Below are 16575 nucleotides of genomic sequence, written 5' to 3'. Positions count from 1 at the left end.
CCGCGTGGCTGCGCTGGATCAGCCGCCGAGGCTCGTCGACGCGACGACCACGAGGTCGTCGACGCCCTCGAAGCCGGCCGTCTCCTGCGTGAAGCTCGTGAACGGCACGCCCGCGACGGTCAGGTCGCCGACGGTGCCCGTGATGGCGCCGCCCGCGTCGGTGAGCGAGCCGCCCGCGGCGTTGCCCTGCTCGGCGATCGTCGTGAGCGTGGCCGTGCCGCCGGGCAGCACGGCGAACGACGCCGAGACGCCGCCCTGCTCGACCGCGAAGAGGCACGTGGTGGGCAGGTCGCCGAGCAGGTCGGCGGGCTGGAAGTCGGCGGTCGCCGCCGCGGTCGCCGCCTCGGGCAGGCCGCCCGACGCCGACATGAGCGTGTTGATCTGCTCCGACGAGCAGACCTCGCCCGACGCGTCGCCCTCGGGCGCGGCCGACTCCTCGCTCGCGCCGCTCGACGTGGGCTCCTCGTCGGCGCCGCCGCCGCCGCTGCAGCCGGCCAGGCCGAGCACGCCGATGGCGGCGAAGGCGACGATGGTGGAGCCGCGCAGGGCGCGGTTCGTGATGGTGGGCATCATGCTCCTCTCAGGGGGACGCGCCGAGCCTAGGGGGTGTCGCGTGGCCGGAGCCTGGACGGGCGGTGCACGCCCGGCGTCGAACGGCTGGCAGGCGCAGCACGCGTGCGGCGGGCGATCGCAGGCTCCATGTCGCGGCACGCGCTCGACGACCCCGAGGCCCGCGCCGCAGCGCGCACGATCGCCCAGGGCGAGCGGCGCGACCTTGACCCGTGCATGAGGGCGGCCGTATGCTTGCTCGGGTGTGCGCCCAGGCGTGCCCTGCGTCATGCGCGGGATGCGGCGAGCACACAGATGGGAAGTCGGACAGCCGTCCGAGCCCCCACGGCATATCCCGTCGCTCACGAGCTCGCTCGCGTGCGCAGGATCACCGATGGCGCCGGCCCCGCCGGCAGATCACATCGATGCTGTCACCGTGCAGCAGAAGGAAGCATTCGTGCCCACCATCCAGCAGCTGGTCCGCAAGGGCCGGACGCCGAAGGTCTCGAAGACCAAGGCGCCCGCGCTCAAGGCCAACCCGCAGCAGCGAGGCGTCTGCACTCGCGTCTACACGACCACGCCCAAGAAGCCGAACTCGGCCCTCCGCAAGGTGGCCCGCGTCAAGCTCTCCAACGGCACCGAGGTCACCGCCTACATCCCCGGCGAGGGCCACAACCTGCAGGAGCACTCGATGGTGCTCGTCCGCGGCGGTCGTGTGAAGGACCTCCCCGGCGTGCGCTACAAGATCGTGCGCGGCGCGCTCGACACGCAGGCCGTCAAGAACCGCAAGCAGGCTCGCAGCCGCTACGGCGCGAAGAAGGGCTGAGAACCATGCCTCGTAAGGGACCCGCCCCGAAGCGCCCCGTCGTCGCAGACCCGGTCTACGGCGCACCGATCGTCTCGCAGCTCGTCAACAAGATCCTCCTCGACGGCAAGAAGGGCCTCGCCGAGCGCATCGTCTACGGTGCGCTCTCCGGCGTCGCCTCGAAGTCGGACCAGGACCCCGTCACGGTGCTCAAGAAGGCGCTCGACAACATCCGTCCGACCCTCGAGGTCAAGTCGCGCCGCGTCGGTGGCTCGACCTACCAGGTGCCCGTCGAGGTCAAGCCGCACCGCGCGAACACGCTCGCGCTGCGCTGGCTCGTCTCGTACGCCAAGGCTCGTCGCGAGAAGACGATGACCGAGCGCCTCATGAACGAGATCCTCGACGCCTCGAACAGCCTCGGCGCTGCCGTGAAGCGTCGCGAGGACACGCACAAGATGGCCGAGTCGAACAAGGCCTTCGCTCACTACCGCTGGTGAACCACCGGCCGCGAGGCATCCGACCGGGTGCCTCGCGGCCCCACCCGCCAATCCACTCCAGTAAGGAACCCCTGTGGCACAAGACGTGCTGACGGACCTCACGAAGGTCCGCAACATCGGCATCATGGCGCACATCGATGCCGGCAAGACGACGACCACCGAGCGCGTGCTCTTCTACACGGGCGTCAACCACAAGATCGGCGAGACGCACGACGGCGCCTCGACGACCGACTGGATGGAGCAGGAGAAGGAGCGCGGCATCACGATCACGTCTGCCGCCGTGACCTGCTTCTGGAACGGCACCCAGATCAACATCATCGACACCCCCGGTCACGTGGACTTCACCGTCGAGGTCGAGCGCTCGCTGCGCATCCTCGACGGCGCCGTCGCCGTGTTCGACGGCAAGGAGGGCGTCGAGCCCCAGTCCGAGACCGTGTGGCGTCAGGCCGACAAGTACAACGTCCCGCGCATCTGCTTCGTCAACAAGATGGACAAGCTCGGCGCCGACTTCTACTTCACGGTCGACACGATCGTCTCGCGCCTCGGCGCGCGTCCGCTCGTGCTCCAGCTGCCCATCGGCTCCGAGTCCGACTTCGTCGGCGTCGTCGACCTGCTCTCCATGAAGGCCTTCGTGTGGCCCGGCGACGCCAAGGGCGACGTGACCATGGGTGCCAAGTACGAGGTCCAGGACATCCCGGCCGACCTCCAGGCGAAGGCCGAGGAGTACCGCGCGAACCTCGTCGAGGCCGTCGCAGAGGCCGACGACTCGCTCATGGAGAAGTTCTTCGAGGGCGAGGAGCTCTCGATCGAGGAGCTCCAGTCGGGCATCCGCAAGCTCACGATCGCCGGCGAGGCGTACCCGGTGCTCTGCGGCTCGGCGTTCAAGAACCGCGGCGTGCAGCCCATGCTCGACGCCGTCGTCTCGTACCTCCCGTCGCCGCTCGACGTGCCGCCGGTGCAGGGCCACGACGTCAAGGACCCCGAGGTCGTCATCGAGCGCCACGCCGACGCGACGGAGCCCTTCGCGGCCCTCGTGTCGAAGATCGCCGTGCACCCCTTCTTCGGTCGACTGACCTACATCCGCGTCTACTCGGGTCACCTCGACCAGGGCGCGCAGGTCATCAACTCGACCAAGGGCAAGAAGGAGCGCATCGGCAAGATCTTCCAGATGCACGCCAACAAGGAGATCCCCGTCGACTCCGTCACGGCCGGCCACATCTACGCGGTCATCGGCCTGAAGGACACGACGACGGGCGACACCCTGTCGGACCAGCAGCACCAGGTCGTCCTCGAGTCGATGACGTTCCCGGCCCCGGTCATCGAGGTCGCGATCGAGCCCAAGACGAAGGCCGACCAGGAGAAGCTCGGCACGGCCATCCAGAAGCTCGCCGAGGAGGACCCGACCTTCCAGACCGAGCTCAACCCCGAGACGGGTCAGACCGTCATCAAGGGCATGGGCGAGCTGCACCTCGACATCCTCGTGGACCGCATGAAGCGCGAGTTCAAGGTCGAGGCCAACATCGGCAAGCCCCAGGTCGCGTACCGCGAGACCATCAAGGGCACGATCGAGAAGTACGACTACACCCACAAGAAGCAGACCGGTGGATCCGGTCAGTTCGCCAAGGTGCAGATCAAGCTCGAGCCCATGGAGGTCACGGCGGAGACGACGTACGAGTTCGTCAACGCCGTCTCGGGTGGCCGCGTGCCGCGCGAGTACATCCCCTCGGTCGACGCCGGCATCCAGGACGCCATGCAGGTCGGCGTCCTCGCGGGCTTCCCGACGGTGGGCGTGAAGGCCTCGCTGCTCGACGGTGCGGCGCACGACGTCGACTCGTCGGAGATGGCGTTCAAGATCGCCGGCTCGATCGCGTACAAGGAGGCGGCCCGCAAGGCGCAGCCCGTGCTGCTCGAGCCGCTCATGGCCGTCGAGGTCCGCACGCCCGAGGAGTACATGGGCGACGTCATCGGCGACCTGAACTCGCGTCGTGGTCAGATCCAGTCGATGGAGGACGCCGCAGGCGTCAAGGTCGTCAAGGCTCAGGTCCCGCTGTCGGAGATGTTCGGCTACGTCGGCGACCTCCGCTCGAAGACCTCGGGTCGCGCCGTCTTCTCGATGGAGTTCTCGAGCTACGCCGAGGTCCCCAAGGCCGTCTCGGACGAGATCGTCCAGAAGGCCAAGGGCGAGTGAGCCCGGCCGGGTTCGGCTTGACGGCCGAGCCCGGCTACCATAACTGCATACCCCAAGAACCGCTTCGACGCCGCGCGCGCGGAGCAACCTGAAAGACGTCCTAGGAGGACACAGTGGCCAAGGCCAAGTTCGAGCGGACCAAGCCGCACGTCAACATCGGAACGATCGGTCACGTCGACCACGGCAAGACCACGCTCACGGCAGCGATCTCGAAGGTGCTTGCTGACAAGTACCCCTCGGCGACCAACGTGCAGCGCGACTTCGCCTCGATCGACTCCGCTCCCGAGGAGCGCCAGCGCGGCATCACGATCAACATCTCGCACGTCGAGTACGAGACGCCGAAGCGCCACTACGCGCACGTCGACGCCCCGGGTCACGCCGACTACATCAAGAACATGATCACGGGCGCCGCCCAGATGGACGGCGCGATCCTCGTGGTCGCCGCCACCGACGGCCCCATGGCGCAGACGCGCGAGCACGTGCTGCTCGCCAAGCAGGTCGGCGTGCCGTACCTGCTGGTCGCGCTGAACAAGTCGGACATGGTCGACGACGAGGAGATCCTGGAGCTCGTCGAGCTCGAGGTTCGCGAGCTGCTGTCGTCGCAGGACTTCGACGGCGACAACGCTCCCGTCGTGCGCGTCTCGGGCCTCAAGGCTCTCGAGGGCGACGAGAAGTGGTCGCAGGCCGTCCTCGACCTCATGGAGGCCGTCGACGAGTCCATCCCGGACCCGGTCCGCGACAAGGACAAGCCCTTCCTCATGCCCGTCGAGGACGTCTTCACGATCACCGGTCGTGGCACGGTCGTCACGGGTCGTGCGGAGCGTGGCACGCTCGGCATCAACTCCGAGGTCGAGATCGTCGGCATCCGCCCGACGCAGAAGACCACGGTCACGGGCATCGAGATGTTCCACAAGCAGCTCGACGAGGCATGGGCCGGCGAGAACTGCGGCCTCCTCCTCCGCGGCACCAAGCGCGAGGACGTGGAGCGCGGTCAGGTCGTCGTCAAGCCGGGTTCGGTCACGCCGCACACCAACTTCGAGGGCACGGCGTACATCCTGTCCAAGGACGAGGGTGGCCGCCACAACCCGTTCTTCACGAACTACCGCCCGCAGTTCTACTTCCGCACCACCGACGTCACGGGCGTCATCTCGCTGCCCGAGGGCACCGAGATGGTCATGCCCGGCGACACCACCGACATGTCGGTCGAGCTGATCCAGCCGATCGCCATGGAGGAGGGCCTCGGCTTCGCCATCCGCGAGGGTGGCCGCACGGTCGGCGCCGGCACGGTGACGAAGATCATCAAGTAGTCATCCGACTGCATCAGGAGGGCCCCGCGTTCGCGCGGGGCCCTTCTGCGTGTCCGGGCGGATGCTCGTCGGGGGCGCCCAGGTGGCCGGTGGCAGGATGGTCGGCGACCCCCACGTGAACGACGGACGGAGCCGCGCGTCATGCCCAAGGCCCTCATCACCGGCATCAGCGGGCAGGACGGCCTGTACCTGGCCGAGCTGCTGCTCGAGAAGGGCTACGACGTCACGGGCCTCATCCGCGGGCAGTTCAACCCGAAGGAGCCGATGGTGCGGGCGACGGTGCCCGACGTCGAGCTGCTCACGGGCGACCTCACCGATCCGCTCGCCCTCGCGCGCGTGCTCGACCGCGCGGAGCCGACCGAGGTCTACAACCTGGGGGCGATCTCGTTCGTGGCGTACTCGTGGCAGAACGCGGCGCTCACGAGCGACGTGACGGGCAAGGGCGTGCTGAACATGCTCGAGGCGACGCGCATGTACGCAGGCTCCGACCCGTCGGCGGTGCGGTTCTACCAGGCGTCGTCGTCGGAGATGTTCGGCCGCGTGCAGGAGGTGCCGCAGCGCGAGTCGACGCTGCTGTGGCCGCGCTCGCCGTACGGCGTCGCGAAGGTCTTCGGCCACTACATGACCATCAACTACCGCGAGTCGTACGGCATGCACGCGTCGAGCGGCATCCTCTTCAACCACGAGTCGCCGCGGCGCGGCCCGGAGTTCGTGACGCGCAAGGTGTCGATCGCCGTCGCGCGCATCGCGCTCGGCCTGCAGGACACGATCGTGATGGGCAACCTCGATGCCAAGCGCGACTGGGGCTTCGCCGGCGACTACGTCGAGGCGATGTGGCGCATGCTGCAGCAGGGCGAGGCCGACGACTACGTCGTCGCGACGGGCGAGACGCACTCGATCCGCGAGCTCCTCGACGTCGCGTTCGCGGCGGTCGGCATCGACGACTGGACGCCGTACGTCGAGCAGAGCCCCGAGTTCATCCGCCCGGCCGAGGTCGACCTGCTCATCGGCGACCCGGCGAAGGCGCGCGAGCGGCTCGGCTGGGCGCCGAAGGTGGGCTTCGAGGAGCTCGTGCGGATGATGGTCGAGCACGACCTGCGCGAGCAGTCGCAGCATGTCGGCTGACCGCGTCTTCGTCACGGGGGCATCGGGGCAGGACGGCGGCCTGCTCGTCGATCGGTTGCTCGCCGACGGCGCGTCGATCGTCGCGCTCGTGCGCGAGGAGGATGCGGGCGCGGCACGCCTCGCCGACGCGGGCGTCGAGGTCGTCGTCGGCGACCTCGCCGACCTCGACGGCCTGGCCGACGCGGTCGAGGCCGCGTCGCCGTCGCTCGTCGTGAGCCTCGGCGGCATCTCGTCGGTCGCGGAGTCGTGGCGCTCGCCCGCGCGCACGGGCCTCGTCTCGGGCGCCGCGGTCGCGGCGCTCGTCGAGGGCGCGTGGCGCGTCGAGGAGCGCACGGGCACCGCCCCGCGGCTCGTGCAGGCGTCGTCGTCGGAGATCTTCGGCGATGCATCCGAGTCCCCGCAGCGCGAGACGACGCCCATCGCGCCCGTGTCGCCCTATGGCGCCGCGAAGGCGTACGCGCACCGCATGGTGCAGCTGGCTCGCGCGCGCGGCATGCACGCGTCGAACGCCATCCTCTACAACCACGAGTCGCCCGCGAGGCCGCTGTCGTTCGTGACGCGCAAGATCACGCACGGCGTCGCGCGCATCGCCGCCGGGCTCGACGATCACCTGTCGCTCGGCAACCTCGACGCGCACCGTGACTGGGGATGGGCGCCCGACTTCGTCGACGCCATGCTGCGCATCGCCCGTGCCGACGCCCCCGGCGACTGGGTCGTCGCGACGGGGGAGACGCGCACGGTGCGCGACTTCGTCGGCGCCGCCTTCGCGGCGGCGGGCATCGACGACTGGCAGCGCCTCGTCGTCGTCGACCCGCGCTTCGTGCGACCCGCCGACGTCGCGCGCACCGTCGGCGACGCATCCCGGCTGCGCACCGAGCTCGGCTGGGCGCCGACCGTCGCGTTCGACGACATCGTCGCCGCGATGGTGCGCCACGACGCCGCCCTCGTCGCCGCCGGCGAGACCTCGCAGCCGTAGCGGCCCGGCCGGGGCGGCTCTCGCGCCCGGGTAGGGTGGTCGATCGTGGTGGACATCATCGACTTCGACCTGCAGACGACGACGATCGATGGGCTCGCGCTCGTGCGGATGAAGCAGATCACCGACGACCGCGGCACGGTGCGCGAGTTCTTCCGCGCCTCCGCGTTCGAGGCGGCCGGCTACGCGCTGCCTGCGTTCCAGCAGGTGAACGTGACCGAGACGAAGCCCGGCGGCATGCGCGGCATGCACGGCGAGTCGATGGTGAAGCTCATCGCGATCGCCCACGGCACCGCCTACGGCGCCTGGGTCGACACGCGTCCCGACTCGCCGACGCGCGGCGCCGTCTTCCAGACCGACCTGCAGCCCGGCACGCAGATCCTCGTGCCCGAGGGCGTCTGCAACGGCTTCCAGTCGACGGGCGACACCCCGACGCAGTACGTCTACTGCTTCACGAGCGAGTGGGTGCCCGGCATGGCCGGCGTCGCCATCACGCCCCTCGACCCCGAGCTCGGCATCCTCTGGCCCATCGAGCCCGACCGCGACGACCGGTCGATCATCAGCCAGAAGGACCTCGACGCCCCCACGCTCGCGGAGGTGCTCGCGAGCGCATGACCGCTCCCGCATCGCCGATCGACGCCGCGCCCGCGAGGGCGCGGCGTCTCGACGTGCAGGGCCTGCGCGCCGTCGCATCCCTGCTCGTCGCGAGCTACCACATCTGGTTCGGCACCGTCTCGGGCGGCGTCGACGTGTTCTTCGTGCTCGGCGGCTACCTGCTCGTGACGAGCCTCGTCGGCGAGGTCGAGCGCTCGGGCCGACTCGACGTCGGCGGCGCGCTGCGCAGGCAGGCATCGCGCCTGCTGCCGATGATGGGGCTCGTGCTCGCGGCCGTCGCAGTCGTGGCCTACCTCGTGCGCCCGGCGACGGTCGTGCGCTCGACGAGCCTCGACCTCATCGCCGCCGCCACGTTCTGGGAGAACTGGCGGCTGCGCGCCGCGGCGACCGACTACGTGCAGGCCGGCCACGACCGGTCGATCGTGCAGCACTTCTGGGCCATGGCCGTGCAGGGGCAGTGGACGCTCGGCATCATCGTCGCCATCGCGGTGCTCGCGCTCGTGCTGCGCCGGCGTCGCGGCGTGCGTGCGCGCATCCGGCCCGCGGCGGCGGCGCTGCTCGCCGTCGTCGCGACCGCGTCGTTCGCCTACGCGCTCGTCGCCGTGTCGACCGACCACGTGCTCGCGTACTTCGACACGGGCGCGCGCGTCTGGGAGCTTGCGCTCGGCGGCCTCGCCGCGCTGCTCGGCTCGCGGATCGCCTGGTCGACCCTCACGCGCACGCTCGTCGGCGCTGCCGGACTCGCGACGATGCTGCTCGCGGGCCTCATGCCCGTCGAGTGGAGCCACCCGGGCCTCCCGACGCTCGTGCCGACGCTCGCGGCCGTCGCCGTGCTGCTCGCCGGCTCGGGCGTCGTCGCCCCCGTCGGCGTCGGCCGCCTGCTCGCGACGAAGCAGCTCGTGTGGCTCGGCGGCATCTCGTTCGGCCTCTACCTGTGGCACTGGCCCGTGCTGTGGCTGTACCTCGAGCGCGGCGGCGCCCGTGCGCAGTCCATCGGCATCATCGACGGCGCCGGCATCCTCGTGGTGTCGGTCGCCCTCGCGTGGCTCTCGACGCTGCTGCTGCGCGCCGTCGCTCGCCCGGTGCCGCGCATCCGCGTGCCGTGGAGCGCCGTCGCCGTGCCGACCGTCGTGGCCGTCGCGCTCGGCGCGAGCATCGCGGCGCCGCGCATCGAGGAGATCGCGGTCGACGTGGCCGTGACGCCCGTGCAGTCGGAGGCGGAGCTCGACGCGCGCATCCGGGATGCGCTGGCCGAGCCGGGCTTCCTGCTCGACGGCCTCGACGTGGGCGAGGCGGGGCTCGGCCCCGAGTGGCGCTTCGACGGCTGCTCGGAGGTGGGCCGCGACGACATCGACGACTGCACCTACGTCGTGGGCGAGCCCGGCGGCGGCGAGGTGTGGGTCGTCGGCGACTCGCAGGCGACGACGTGGGCGCCCGCGGTCCGCGCGGCGGTCGACGACGACGTGACGGTGCAGCTGCTCGGCAGCGAGATGTGCCCGTTCGCCGCCGGTGCCGTCGTCGAGCGGCAGACGGGCGAGTGGTTCGAGCGCCGCTGCGCCGATCACAACGACTGGGTCGTCGAGCTCGCGCAGGAGCGCTCGCCGTCGCTCGTCGTCGTCTCGTACGGCGCGTGGTGGGTCGGCTCGGGCTACGAGCAGCGCGACGACGACGTCGCGAGGCTGCTCGCCGCGTCGACGGCGCGCTACGTCGAGGACCTCGTCGACGTGGGTGTGCCCGTGCTGTGGCTCGACTCGCCGCCGCCCGCGGCCGGCTTCGCGCAGTGCATCGACGGCATGCGCGCCGAGGATGCGTCGCCGTGCGCGTTCGACCTGCAGGACGCGCAGCTCGAACGCCGCGACGTGCTCGCGGAGCGCCTGGCCCGTGCGGGCGCGACGGTCGTGCCGACGCTCGGCTGGTTCTGCGACCTCGAGCTGCTCGAGTGCCCCATCGTCGTGAGCGGCGTGCCGGTGTACGCCGACGACGGCCACATGACGTGGGCGCAGTCGCTCGTGCTGCAGCGCCTCGTGCGCGAGGCGATCGACGCCGCCCGGGTGCCCGGCTCCGCCTGACGCGGGATCGGGCGCGTCCGCGTCGCGGTAGCGTCGCATCCGTGCCCGCCATCGCGCTCGACGCCTCCATCGCCGACGACGTCGTCGCGTTCCTCGACGAGCACCTCGCCGACATGCGCAGCGTGTCGCCGCCCGAGTCGGTGCATGCGCTCGACGTCGCGGCGCTGCGCGCGCCGGGCATGCGGCTGTGGGTGCTGCGCGGCGACGACGGCGGCGTGCAGGGCACGGTCGCGCTCGCGCCGCTCGAGCCCGGCCACGTCGAGCTGAAGTCGATGCGCGTGTCGGGCGCGAGCCGCGGTGCGGGGCTCGGGCGAATGCTGCTCGACCACGTGCTCGCCGAGGCCGTCGCCGGCGGGGCGACGCGCGTGAGCCTCGAGACGGGCGCCGAGCCGTACTTCGCGCCGGCGCGAGCGCTCTACCTCCGCAATGGATTCGCGGCGTGCGCGCCGTTCGGCTCGTACGTGCCCGACCCGAACAGCGTCTTCATGACGCGCGCGCTCTGACGCACCCGCTCACGGCTTCGCGTACCACTGCACGGCCACCCACAGGTCGGCGTCGGACACGGGCGAGAGCTCGCTGATGCGGATCATGTCGGGCAACGGCTCGAGGAACGCGATCGGGTCGCCGACCGCATCCTCGTAGATGCCGGCGACGAACTGGTTGGGCACGAGCCCGGTGGCGAGGATGCGCGCGTCGAGGTCGGCGAGCACGCCGTCGCCCGCGGGGATGAGCGCGAGCGCGTAGGTGCCGACGGAGTCGAGGATGTCGCTCGGCTGGGTGGCCGCGCACGCGACCGCGAGGCCGTCGAGCACGCTCGCCGGCGTGAACCCGGGCTGGATCGTGGTGGCGTCGTAGCCGAACATCGCCTCCTCGAGGAACGCCGTCGAGCAGCCGCCGTCGACGACGGCGGGGCCGGCGGCGGGCGCGGTCGGCGTGGGCGAGGGCGTCGTCGGCGCGAGGGTCGGGGTCGGGCTCGGCGCCGCGGTGGCGGACGGGGCGGGTGCGACCGGCGGCTCGGTGACGGGCGACGCGGCGGGCGGTACGACGACGCAGCCCGCGAGGGCGGCGATGCCCGCGACGGCGAGGGCGATGCGGCGGAGACGGTGCACGCGCCGGACGCTACGCCCGCCCGCCGGTCGTCGGCTGGGAGCGTCGCGCCGCGAGGCGGGCGCTGAGGTCGTGGGCGACGTCGACGACGAGCGCCTGCAGCACGGGCCAGGCGTCGGCGCCGTCGGCGTCGTCGAGGCGCACCGTGACGCCGACGCCCGCGACGGGGTCGCCGACGGCGTCGATCGCCGCGGCGGCGACCGAGCCGTAGGCCGGGTCGACGTCGCCGCGCTCGAGCGCCCAGCCGCGGGCGCGCACGTCGGCGAGCATCCGCCCCAGCGCCGCACGGGTCGCGGGCTCGCCGCCTGCGAGGTCGGCGTCGTGCGGCACGAGCGCGCGCACCTGCGCGTCGTCGAGCGCGGCGAGCAGCGCGCGACCCGTCGCGGTGCGCACGGCGGGCAGCCGCACGCCGACGCTCGACACCGTCATGGGGGAGCGGCGCCCCGAGCCGCGACCGGCGTATCGCACGTCGACGCCCGACAGCACCGCGAGGTGCGCCGTCGCGGGCACGGGCGAGGCGCGCACGAGCCGGTCGAGCAGCGGCTGGCCGAGCCGCTCGATGCGCGTCGCGGCGTCGACGCGCGAGCCGATGCGGGCGACGCGCGCGCTCGGTCCCCACGCGCCGAGCTCGGGGTAGTGCACGAGGAAGCCCTCGTCGCGCATGACCGCGAGGAGGTCGTACGTCGTCGAGCGCGGGATGCCGAGGTCGCGCGCGATCGTCTGCGCGCGCACGGGGCCGAGGTGCTCGGCGAGCAGCGCGAGCACGCGCAGCGCGTGGCGCGCGGCGGGCATGCGCGGCGTCGGCATCGGCACCTCCGGCTCGTCGATCCCGCGGAGTCCGAGATCTCGGACACCAGCATCCCACGGGCTGCTGCGCGCCGAGGGGCGCGCCGCTGAGATGGAGGCATGCAGGACATCGTCATCGGGGCTCGGCCCCTCGCCGCCGCCGACGTCGTCGCGGTCGCCAGGCACGGCGCACGCGTGCGCATCCACCCCGACGCGCTCGCGGCCGTCGCCGAGACGCGCGCGCTCGTCGACGCGCTCGCCGACGACGACCGCCCGCACTACGGCATCTCGACCGGGTTCGGCGCCCTCGCGACGACGGCGATCGCGCCCGCCGACCGCACGCGCCTGCAGCAGTCGCTCATCCGCAGCCACGCCGCCTCGTCGGGCACGCCCGTCGAGGACGAGGTCGTGCGCGCCCTCATGCTGCTGCGTCTGCGCACGCTCGCGACCGGCCGCACGGGCGTGCGCCCGATCGTCGTCGAGACGTACGCGGCACTGCTGAACGCGGCCATCCATCCCGTGATCGGCGAATACGGCTCGCTCGGCTGCTCCGGCGACCTCGCGCCGCTGTCGCACGTGGCGCTCGCACTCATGGGCGAGGGCGAGGTGCGCGTCGACGGCGTCGTGCAGCCCGCCGCCGAGGCGCTCGCCGCCGCCGGCATCGTGCCCGTCGTGCTCGCCGAGAAGGAGGGTCTCGCCCTCGTGAACGGCACCGACGGCATGCTCGGCATGCTGTGCCTCGCGCTCGCCGACCTCGACCGCCTGCTCGACACCGCCGACCTCGCCGCCGCCATGAGCGTCGAGGGGTTGCTCGGCACCGACTCGCCCTTCGCCGCCGACCTCCAGGCCCTGCGCCCGCACGCGGGGCAGGCGGCGAGCGCCGCGCGCATCCACGGCCTCCTCGCCGGCAGCCCCATCGTCGCGAGCCACGCCGGCCCCGAGGACACGCGCGTGCAGGACGCGTACTCGCTGCGCTGCGCGCCGCAGGTGCACGGCACGGCCCGCGACACCGCCGAGCACGCAGCACGCGTCGCCGCCGTCGAGCTCGTCTCGGCGATCGACAACCCCGTCGTGACGCTCGACGGCCGCATCGTGTCGAACGGCAACTTCCACGGCGCGCCCGTCGCGGCCGTGCTCGACTTCCTCGCGATCGTCGTCGCCGACGTCGCCTCGATGAGCGAGCGCCGCACCGACCGCTTCCTCGACCCCGCGCGCAGCCACGGCCTGCCGCCGTTCCTCGCCGCCGAGCCCGGCGTCGACTCGGGCCTCATGATCGCCCAGTACACGCAGGCCGGCATCGTCTCGGAGCTCAAGCGCCTCGCCGTGCCCGCCTCCGTCGACTCGATCCCGTCGAGCGCGATGCAGGAGGACCACGTGTCGATGGGATGGGGCGCCGCGCGCAAGCTGCGCCGCGCGATCGACGGGCTCGAGCAGGTGCTCGCCATCGAGGCCATGACCGCCGCGCGCGGCATCGAGCTGCGGGCCGCCGCCCCCGGCGAGCGCACCGGCGCGGCGATCGCGGCGATCCGCGAGCGCGTCCCCGGGGCCGGGCCCGACCGGTTCCTCGCGCCCGACATCGCGGGCGTGCGCGCCCTCGTCGCGTCGGGCGCGCTGCTCGCCGCGTCCCGCATCCACGAGCTCGACCCACGACTCGCGCCGGCGACCGCCGACGCCCACGGAAGGAGCGACCGATGACCGGTCCCACCACGAGCGGCCCGCGCCCCGTGCGCGCGCACCGCGGCACGCAGCTGCACACGAAGGGGTGGCAGCAGGAGGCCGTGCTGCGCATGCTGCAGAACAACCTCGACCCCGAGGTCGCCGAGCACCCCGACGCGCTCGTGGTCTACGGCGGCACCGGCAAGGCCGCCAGGTCGTGGGAGGCGTTCGACGCGATCGTGCGCACGCTCGAGACCCTCGCCGACGACGAGACGCTGCTCGTGCAGTCCGGCAAGCCCGTGGGCGTGCTGCGCACGCACGAGCGGGCACCGCGCGTGCTCATCGCCAACTCGAACCTCGTCGGCGACTGGGCGACGTGGCCCGAGCTGCGCCGCCTCGAGGCCGCGGGCCTCATGATGTACGGCCAGATGACGGCCGGCTCGTGGATCTACATCGGCACGCAGGGCATCCTGCAGGGCACGTACGAGACGTTCGGCGCCGTCGCGCGCGCGCTCGGCCGCGAGTCGCTCGCCGGCACCATCACGCTCACGGCCGGCCTCGGCGGCATGGGCGGCGCGCAGCCGCTCGCCGTGACGATGCAGGGCGGCGTCGCGATCTGCATCGAGGTGGATGCGTCGCGCATCGCCCGCCGCATCGAGCACCGCTACCTCGACGAGCAGGCCGACTCGGTCGAGGATGCGCTCGCCCGCGCCGTCGCCGCGCGCGACGAGGGTCGGGCGCTGTCGATCGGCGTGCTCGGCAACGCCGCCGACCTCGTGCCGCAGCTGCTCGCGATGGGTGCGCCGATCGACGTCGTCACCGACCAGACGAGCGCCCACGACCCGCTGGCGTACCTGCCGAGCGAGGTGGCGTTCGAGGACTGGGATGCTGCGCGGACGCGCGACCCGGAGGGCTTCGTCGCGGCGGCGCGCGCCTCGATGGCGCGGCACGTCGAGGCGATGGTCGGCTTCCAGGACGGGGGCGCCGAGGTCTTCGACTACGGCAACTCCCTGCGGGCCGAGGCGCGTGAGGGCGGGTACGCGCGGGCGTTCGACTTCCCCGGGTTCGTGCCTGCCTACATCCGTCCGCTCTTCGCCGTGGGCAAGGGTCCGTTCCGCTGGGTGGCGCTGTCGGGCGACCCTGAGGACATCGCGAAGACCGACGCGGCGATCCTCGAGCTCTTCGGCGACGACCCGCACCTGCGCCGCTGGATCGAGCTCGCGGGCGAGCGCGTCGCGTACCAGGGGCTGCCCGCCCGCATCTGCTGGCTCGGCGCCGAGCAGCGGCACCTCGCGGGTCTGCGCTTCAACGAGATGGTCGCGTCGGGCGAGGTGTCCGCGCCCATCGTCATCGGCCGCGACCACCTCGACGCGGGATCGGTCGCGAGCCCGTACCGCGAGACGGAGGCGATGAAGGACGGCTCCGACGCCATCGCCGACTGGCCGCTGCTGAACGCGCTCACCGCGACGGCGTCGGGTGCGAGCTGGGTGTCGATCCATCACGGCGGCGGCGTCGGCATGGGCCGTTCGATCCACGCGGGCCAGGTGACGGTCGCCGACGGCACGCCGCTCGCGGCCGAGCGCCTCGAGGCCGTGCTGCGCAACGACCCCGCCATGGGCGTGCTGCGGCACGCGGACGCGGGCTACGAGGAGGCCGACGCGTTCGCCGACGCGCACGGCATCCGCATCCCCATGCGGGAGCGCTGATGTCGTCGACCCTCGTGACGGGCATCGCCGAGCTGACGACGAACGACGCTCCCGGTCGCGTCGTCGACGCGGCGGTCGTGCTCGACGGCGACGTCGTCGCGTGGGTCGGGGCCGCGGCGGATGCGCCGGCGGCGGATGCACGCGTCGACGTCGAGGGTCGGGCGGCGCTGCCCGGCTGGGTCGACAGCCACACGCACCTCGTGTTCGCAGGCGACCGCGGCGCGGAGTTCGAGGCGCGCATGGCGGGGGAGGCGTACGCCGCCGGCGGCATCGCGACGACGGTCGCGGCGACGCGGGCGGCGTCGGATGCCGAGCTGCAGGGCCGCTACGACAGGCTCGTCGGCGAGATGCTGCGCGGCGGCACGACGGCGTTCGAGACGAAGACGGGCTACGGGCTCACGGTCGCCGACGAGGCGCGCTCGGCGCGCATCGCGCGGTCGCGCGCGGATGCCGTGACGTTCCTCGGCGCGCACCTCGTGCCCGACGGTCGCGATGCCGACGGCTATCTCGACGAGGTCGTCGGGCCCATGCTCGACGCCGTGCGCCCGCACGTCGACGCGATCGACGTGTTCTGCGAGCGCGGCGCGTTCGACGAGGTGCAGTCGCGCCGCGTGCTGCTCGCGGGGCGGGATGCGGGGCTCGCGCTGCGCGTGCACGGCAACCAGCTCGGGCCCGGGCCGGGGGTGGCGCTCGCGGTCGAGCTCGGCGCGGCCAGCGTCGACCACGTGGGCTTCGTGTCCGACGACGAGATCGGGATGCTCGCGGGCTCGTGGACGGGTGGGGCGCGCGGCACGGTCGCGACGCTGCTGCCCGCGTGCGACCTGTCGACGCGCATGCCGTTCGCGCCCGCTCGGGCGCTCGTCGACGCGGGCGCGGTCATCGCGATCGCGTCGAACGCGAACCCCGGCACGTCGTACACGACGTCGATGGCGTTCTGCGTCGCGACGGCGGTGCTGCAGCAGCGGCTGACGGTCGCGGAGGCGGTGCGGGCCGCCACGCTCGGCGGCGCCATCGCGCTCGGTCGCGACGAGCCGGCGCCGGGCCTGCCGGACCTCGGCCGCATCCGCGTCGGCGCCCGCGCCGACCTGCACGTGCTCGATGCCCCTTCGGCAGCGCACCTCGCCTACCGCCCGGGCGTCCCGCTGACGCACGCCGTCTGGAGGGCGGGCGAGCGGGTGGTCTGACGGTCGCT

The 16575-nt window shown here is 72.6% G+C and carries 15 protein-coding genes; 12 read left to right on the top strand and 3 right to left on the bottom strand.

The genetic code is table 11. The features are described 5' to 3' along the window. Window positions 1-18: 18 nt before the first annotated feature. The gene (locus BLQ67_RS05115; protein WP_157674678.1) at window positions 19-570 is read right to left on the bottom strand and encodes a hypothetical protein; all 552 of its coding nucleotides are present in this window, start codon (window positions 568-570) and stop codon (window positions 19-21) included. A 436-nt stretch (window positions 571-1006) separates the two neighbouring features. Between BLQ67_RS05115 and rpsL the strand changes: the two genes are divergently transcribed. The 9 genes from rpsL (at window position 1007) to BLQ67_RS05070 (ending at window position 10631) form a co-directional block, all read left to right on the top strand. Beyond that, on the top strand, window positions 1007-1375 hold the full coding sequence (gene rpsL / locus BLQ67_RS05110) for a 30S ribosomal protein S12 (protein ID WP_092506783.1): 369 nt from the start codon (window positions 1007-1009) through the stop codon (window positions 1373-1375). Window positions 1376-1380: 5 nt separating this feature from the next. Beyond that, entirely contained in the window at window positions 1381-1851 is a 471-nt protein-coding gene (rpsG, locus tag BLQ67_RS05105) for a 30S ribosomal protein S7 (protein ID WP_092503056.1), read from the top strand. Window positions 1852-1924: 73 nt separating this feature from the next. Then, entirely contained in the window at window positions 1925-4039 is a 2115-nt protein-coding gene (fusA, locus tag BLQ67_RS05100) for an elongation factor G (protein ID WP_092503054.1), read from the top strand. A 113-nt stretch (window positions 4040-4152) separates the two neighbouring features. Then, window positions 4153-5346 carry an elongation factor Tu gene (tuf, locus tag BLQ67_RS05095; protein WP_092503052.1) on the top strand — a complete coding sequence of 398 codons (1194 nt, stop codon included), beginning with the start codon at window positions 4153-4155 and terminating at the stop codon, window positions 5344-5346. A 141-nt stretch (window positions 5347-5487) separates the two neighbouring features. Next, window positions 5488-6471 carry a GDP-mannose 4,6-dehydratase gene (locus tag BLQ67_RS05090; RefSeq protein WP_092503051.1) on the top strand — a complete coding sequence of 328 codons (984 nt, stop codon included), beginning with the start codon at window positions 5488-5490 and terminating at the stop codon, window positions 6469-6471. After that, entirely contained in the window at window positions 6461-7447 is a 987-nt protein-coding gene (locus BLQ67_RS05085) for a GDP-mannose 4,6-dehydratase (RefSeq protein WP_092503049.1), read from the top strand. Before BLQ67_RS05090 ends, BLQ67_RS05085 begins: the two co-directional genes overlap by 11 nt. 45 nt (window positions 7448-7492) lie before the next feature. Further along, the gene (locus tag BLQ67_RS05080) at window positions 7493-8059 is read left to right on the top strand and encodes a dTDP-4-dehydrorhamnose 3,5-epimerase family protein (RefSeq protein ID WP_231945172.1); all 567 of its coding nucleotides are present in this window, start codon (window positions 7493-7495) and stop codon (window positions 8057-8059) included. After that, the gene (locus tag BLQ67_RS05075; protein ID WP_092503045.1) at window positions 8056-10128 is read left to right on the top strand and encodes an acyltransferase family protein; all 2073 of its coding nucleotides are present in this window, start codon (window positions 8056-8058) and stop codon (window positions 10126-10128) included. Before BLQ67_RS05080 ends, BLQ67_RS05075 begins: the two co-directional genes overlap by 4 nt. A 41-nt stretch (window positions 10129-10169) precedes the next feature. Beyond that, entirely contained in the window at window positions 10170-10631 is a 462-nt protein-coding gene (locus BLQ67_RS05070; protein ID WP_231945171.1) for a GNAT family N-acetyltransferase, read from the top strand. Window positions 10632-10640: 9 nt separating this feature from the next. Here the strand turns inward: BLQ67_RS05070 and BLQ67_RS05065 are convergent, their stop codons facing one another. Continuing rightward, the gene (locus BLQ67_RS05065; RefSeq protein ID WP_092503043.1) at window positions 10641-11237 is read right to left on the bottom strand and encodes a hypothetical protein; all 597 of its coding nucleotides are present in this window, start codon (window positions 11235-11237) and stop codon (window positions 10641-10643) included. A gap of 10 nt (window positions 11238-11247) precedes the next feature. Next, window positions 11248-12042, bottom strand: a complete 795-nt coding sequence (locus tag BLQ67_RS05060; RefSeq protein WP_231945220.1) for an IclR family transcriptional regulator — start codon at window positions 12040-12042, stop codon at window positions 11248-11250. Window positions 12043-12141: 99 nt separating this feature from the next. Between BLQ67_RS05060 and hutH the strand changes: the two genes are divergently transcribed. From hutH to hutI, 3 genes are read left to right on the top strand one after another with little or no spacing between them, the layout of a single operon-like run. Next, on the top strand, window positions 12142-13716 hold the full coding sequence (hutH, locus tag BLQ67_RS05055; RefSeq protein WP_092503039.1) for a histidine ammonia-lyase: 1575 nt from the start codon (window positions 12142-12144) through the stop codon (window positions 13714-13716). Beyond that, window positions 13713-15383, top strand: a complete 1671-nt coding sequence (hutU, locus tag BLQ67_RS05050) for a urocanate hydratase (protein WP_092503037.1) — start codon at window positions 13713-13715, stop codon at window positions 15381-15383. The genes hutH and hutU overlap by 4 nt, the downstream gene beginning before the upstream one ends. Continuing rightward, complete coding sequence (gene hutI, locus BLQ67_RS05045; RefSeq protein ID WP_092503035.1) at window positions 15383-16567, top strand: imidazolonepropionase; 1185 nt, start codon at window positions 15383-15385, stop codon at window positions 16565-16567. Before hutU ends, hutI begins: the two co-directional genes overlap by 1 nt. The last annotated feature ends 8 nt before the right edge of the window (window positions 16568-16575 follow it).

Origin of the sequence: Agrococcus jejuensis (assembly GCF_900099705.1) — a bacterium.
GTDB classification, from domain to species: domain Bacteria; phylum Actinomycetota; class Actinomycetes; order Actinomycetales; family Microbacteriaceae; genus Agrococcus; species Agrococcus jejuensis.
Note: the sequence above shows the minus strand (reverse complement) of the source record. Positions and strands in the feature narration are given on the sequence as shown.

Coding starts and splice junctions, on each gene's coding strand:
- BLQ67_RS05060 (WP_231945220.1), bottom strand. CDS start 12,042: ATGCCGACGCCGCGCATGCCCGCCGCGCGCCACGCGCTGCGCGTGCTC.
- BLQ67_RS05090 (WP_092503051.1), top strand. CDS start 5,488: ATGCCCAAGGCCCTCATCACCGGCATCAGCGGGCAGGACGGCCTGTAC.
- hutH (WP_092503039.1), top strand. CDS start 12,142: ATGCAGGACATCGTCATCGGGGCTCGGCCCCTCGCCGCCGCCGACGTC.
- hutI (WP_092503035.1), top strand. CDS start 15,383: ATGTCGTCGACCCTCGTGACGGGCATCGCCGAGCTGACGACGAACGAC.
- BLQ67_RS05085 (WP_092503049.1), top strand. CDS start 6,461: ATGTCGGCTGACCGCGTCTTCGTCACGGGGGCATCGGGGCAGGACGGC.
- hutU (WP_092503037.1), top strand. CDS start 13,713: ATGACCGGTCCCACCACGAGCGGCCCGCGCCCCGTGCGCGCGCACCGC.
- BLQ67_RS05115 (WP_157674678.1), bottom strand. CDS start 570: ATGCCCACCATCACGAACCGCGCCCTGCGCGGCTCCACCATCGTCGCC.
- BLQ67_RS05075 (WP_092503045.1), top strand. CDS start 8,056: ATGACCGCTCCCGCATCGCCGATCGACGCCGCGCCCGCGAGGGCGCGG.
- rpsG (WP_092503056.1), top strand. CDS start 1,381: ATGCCTCGTAAGGGACCCGCCCCGAAGCGCCCCGTCGTCGCAGACCCG.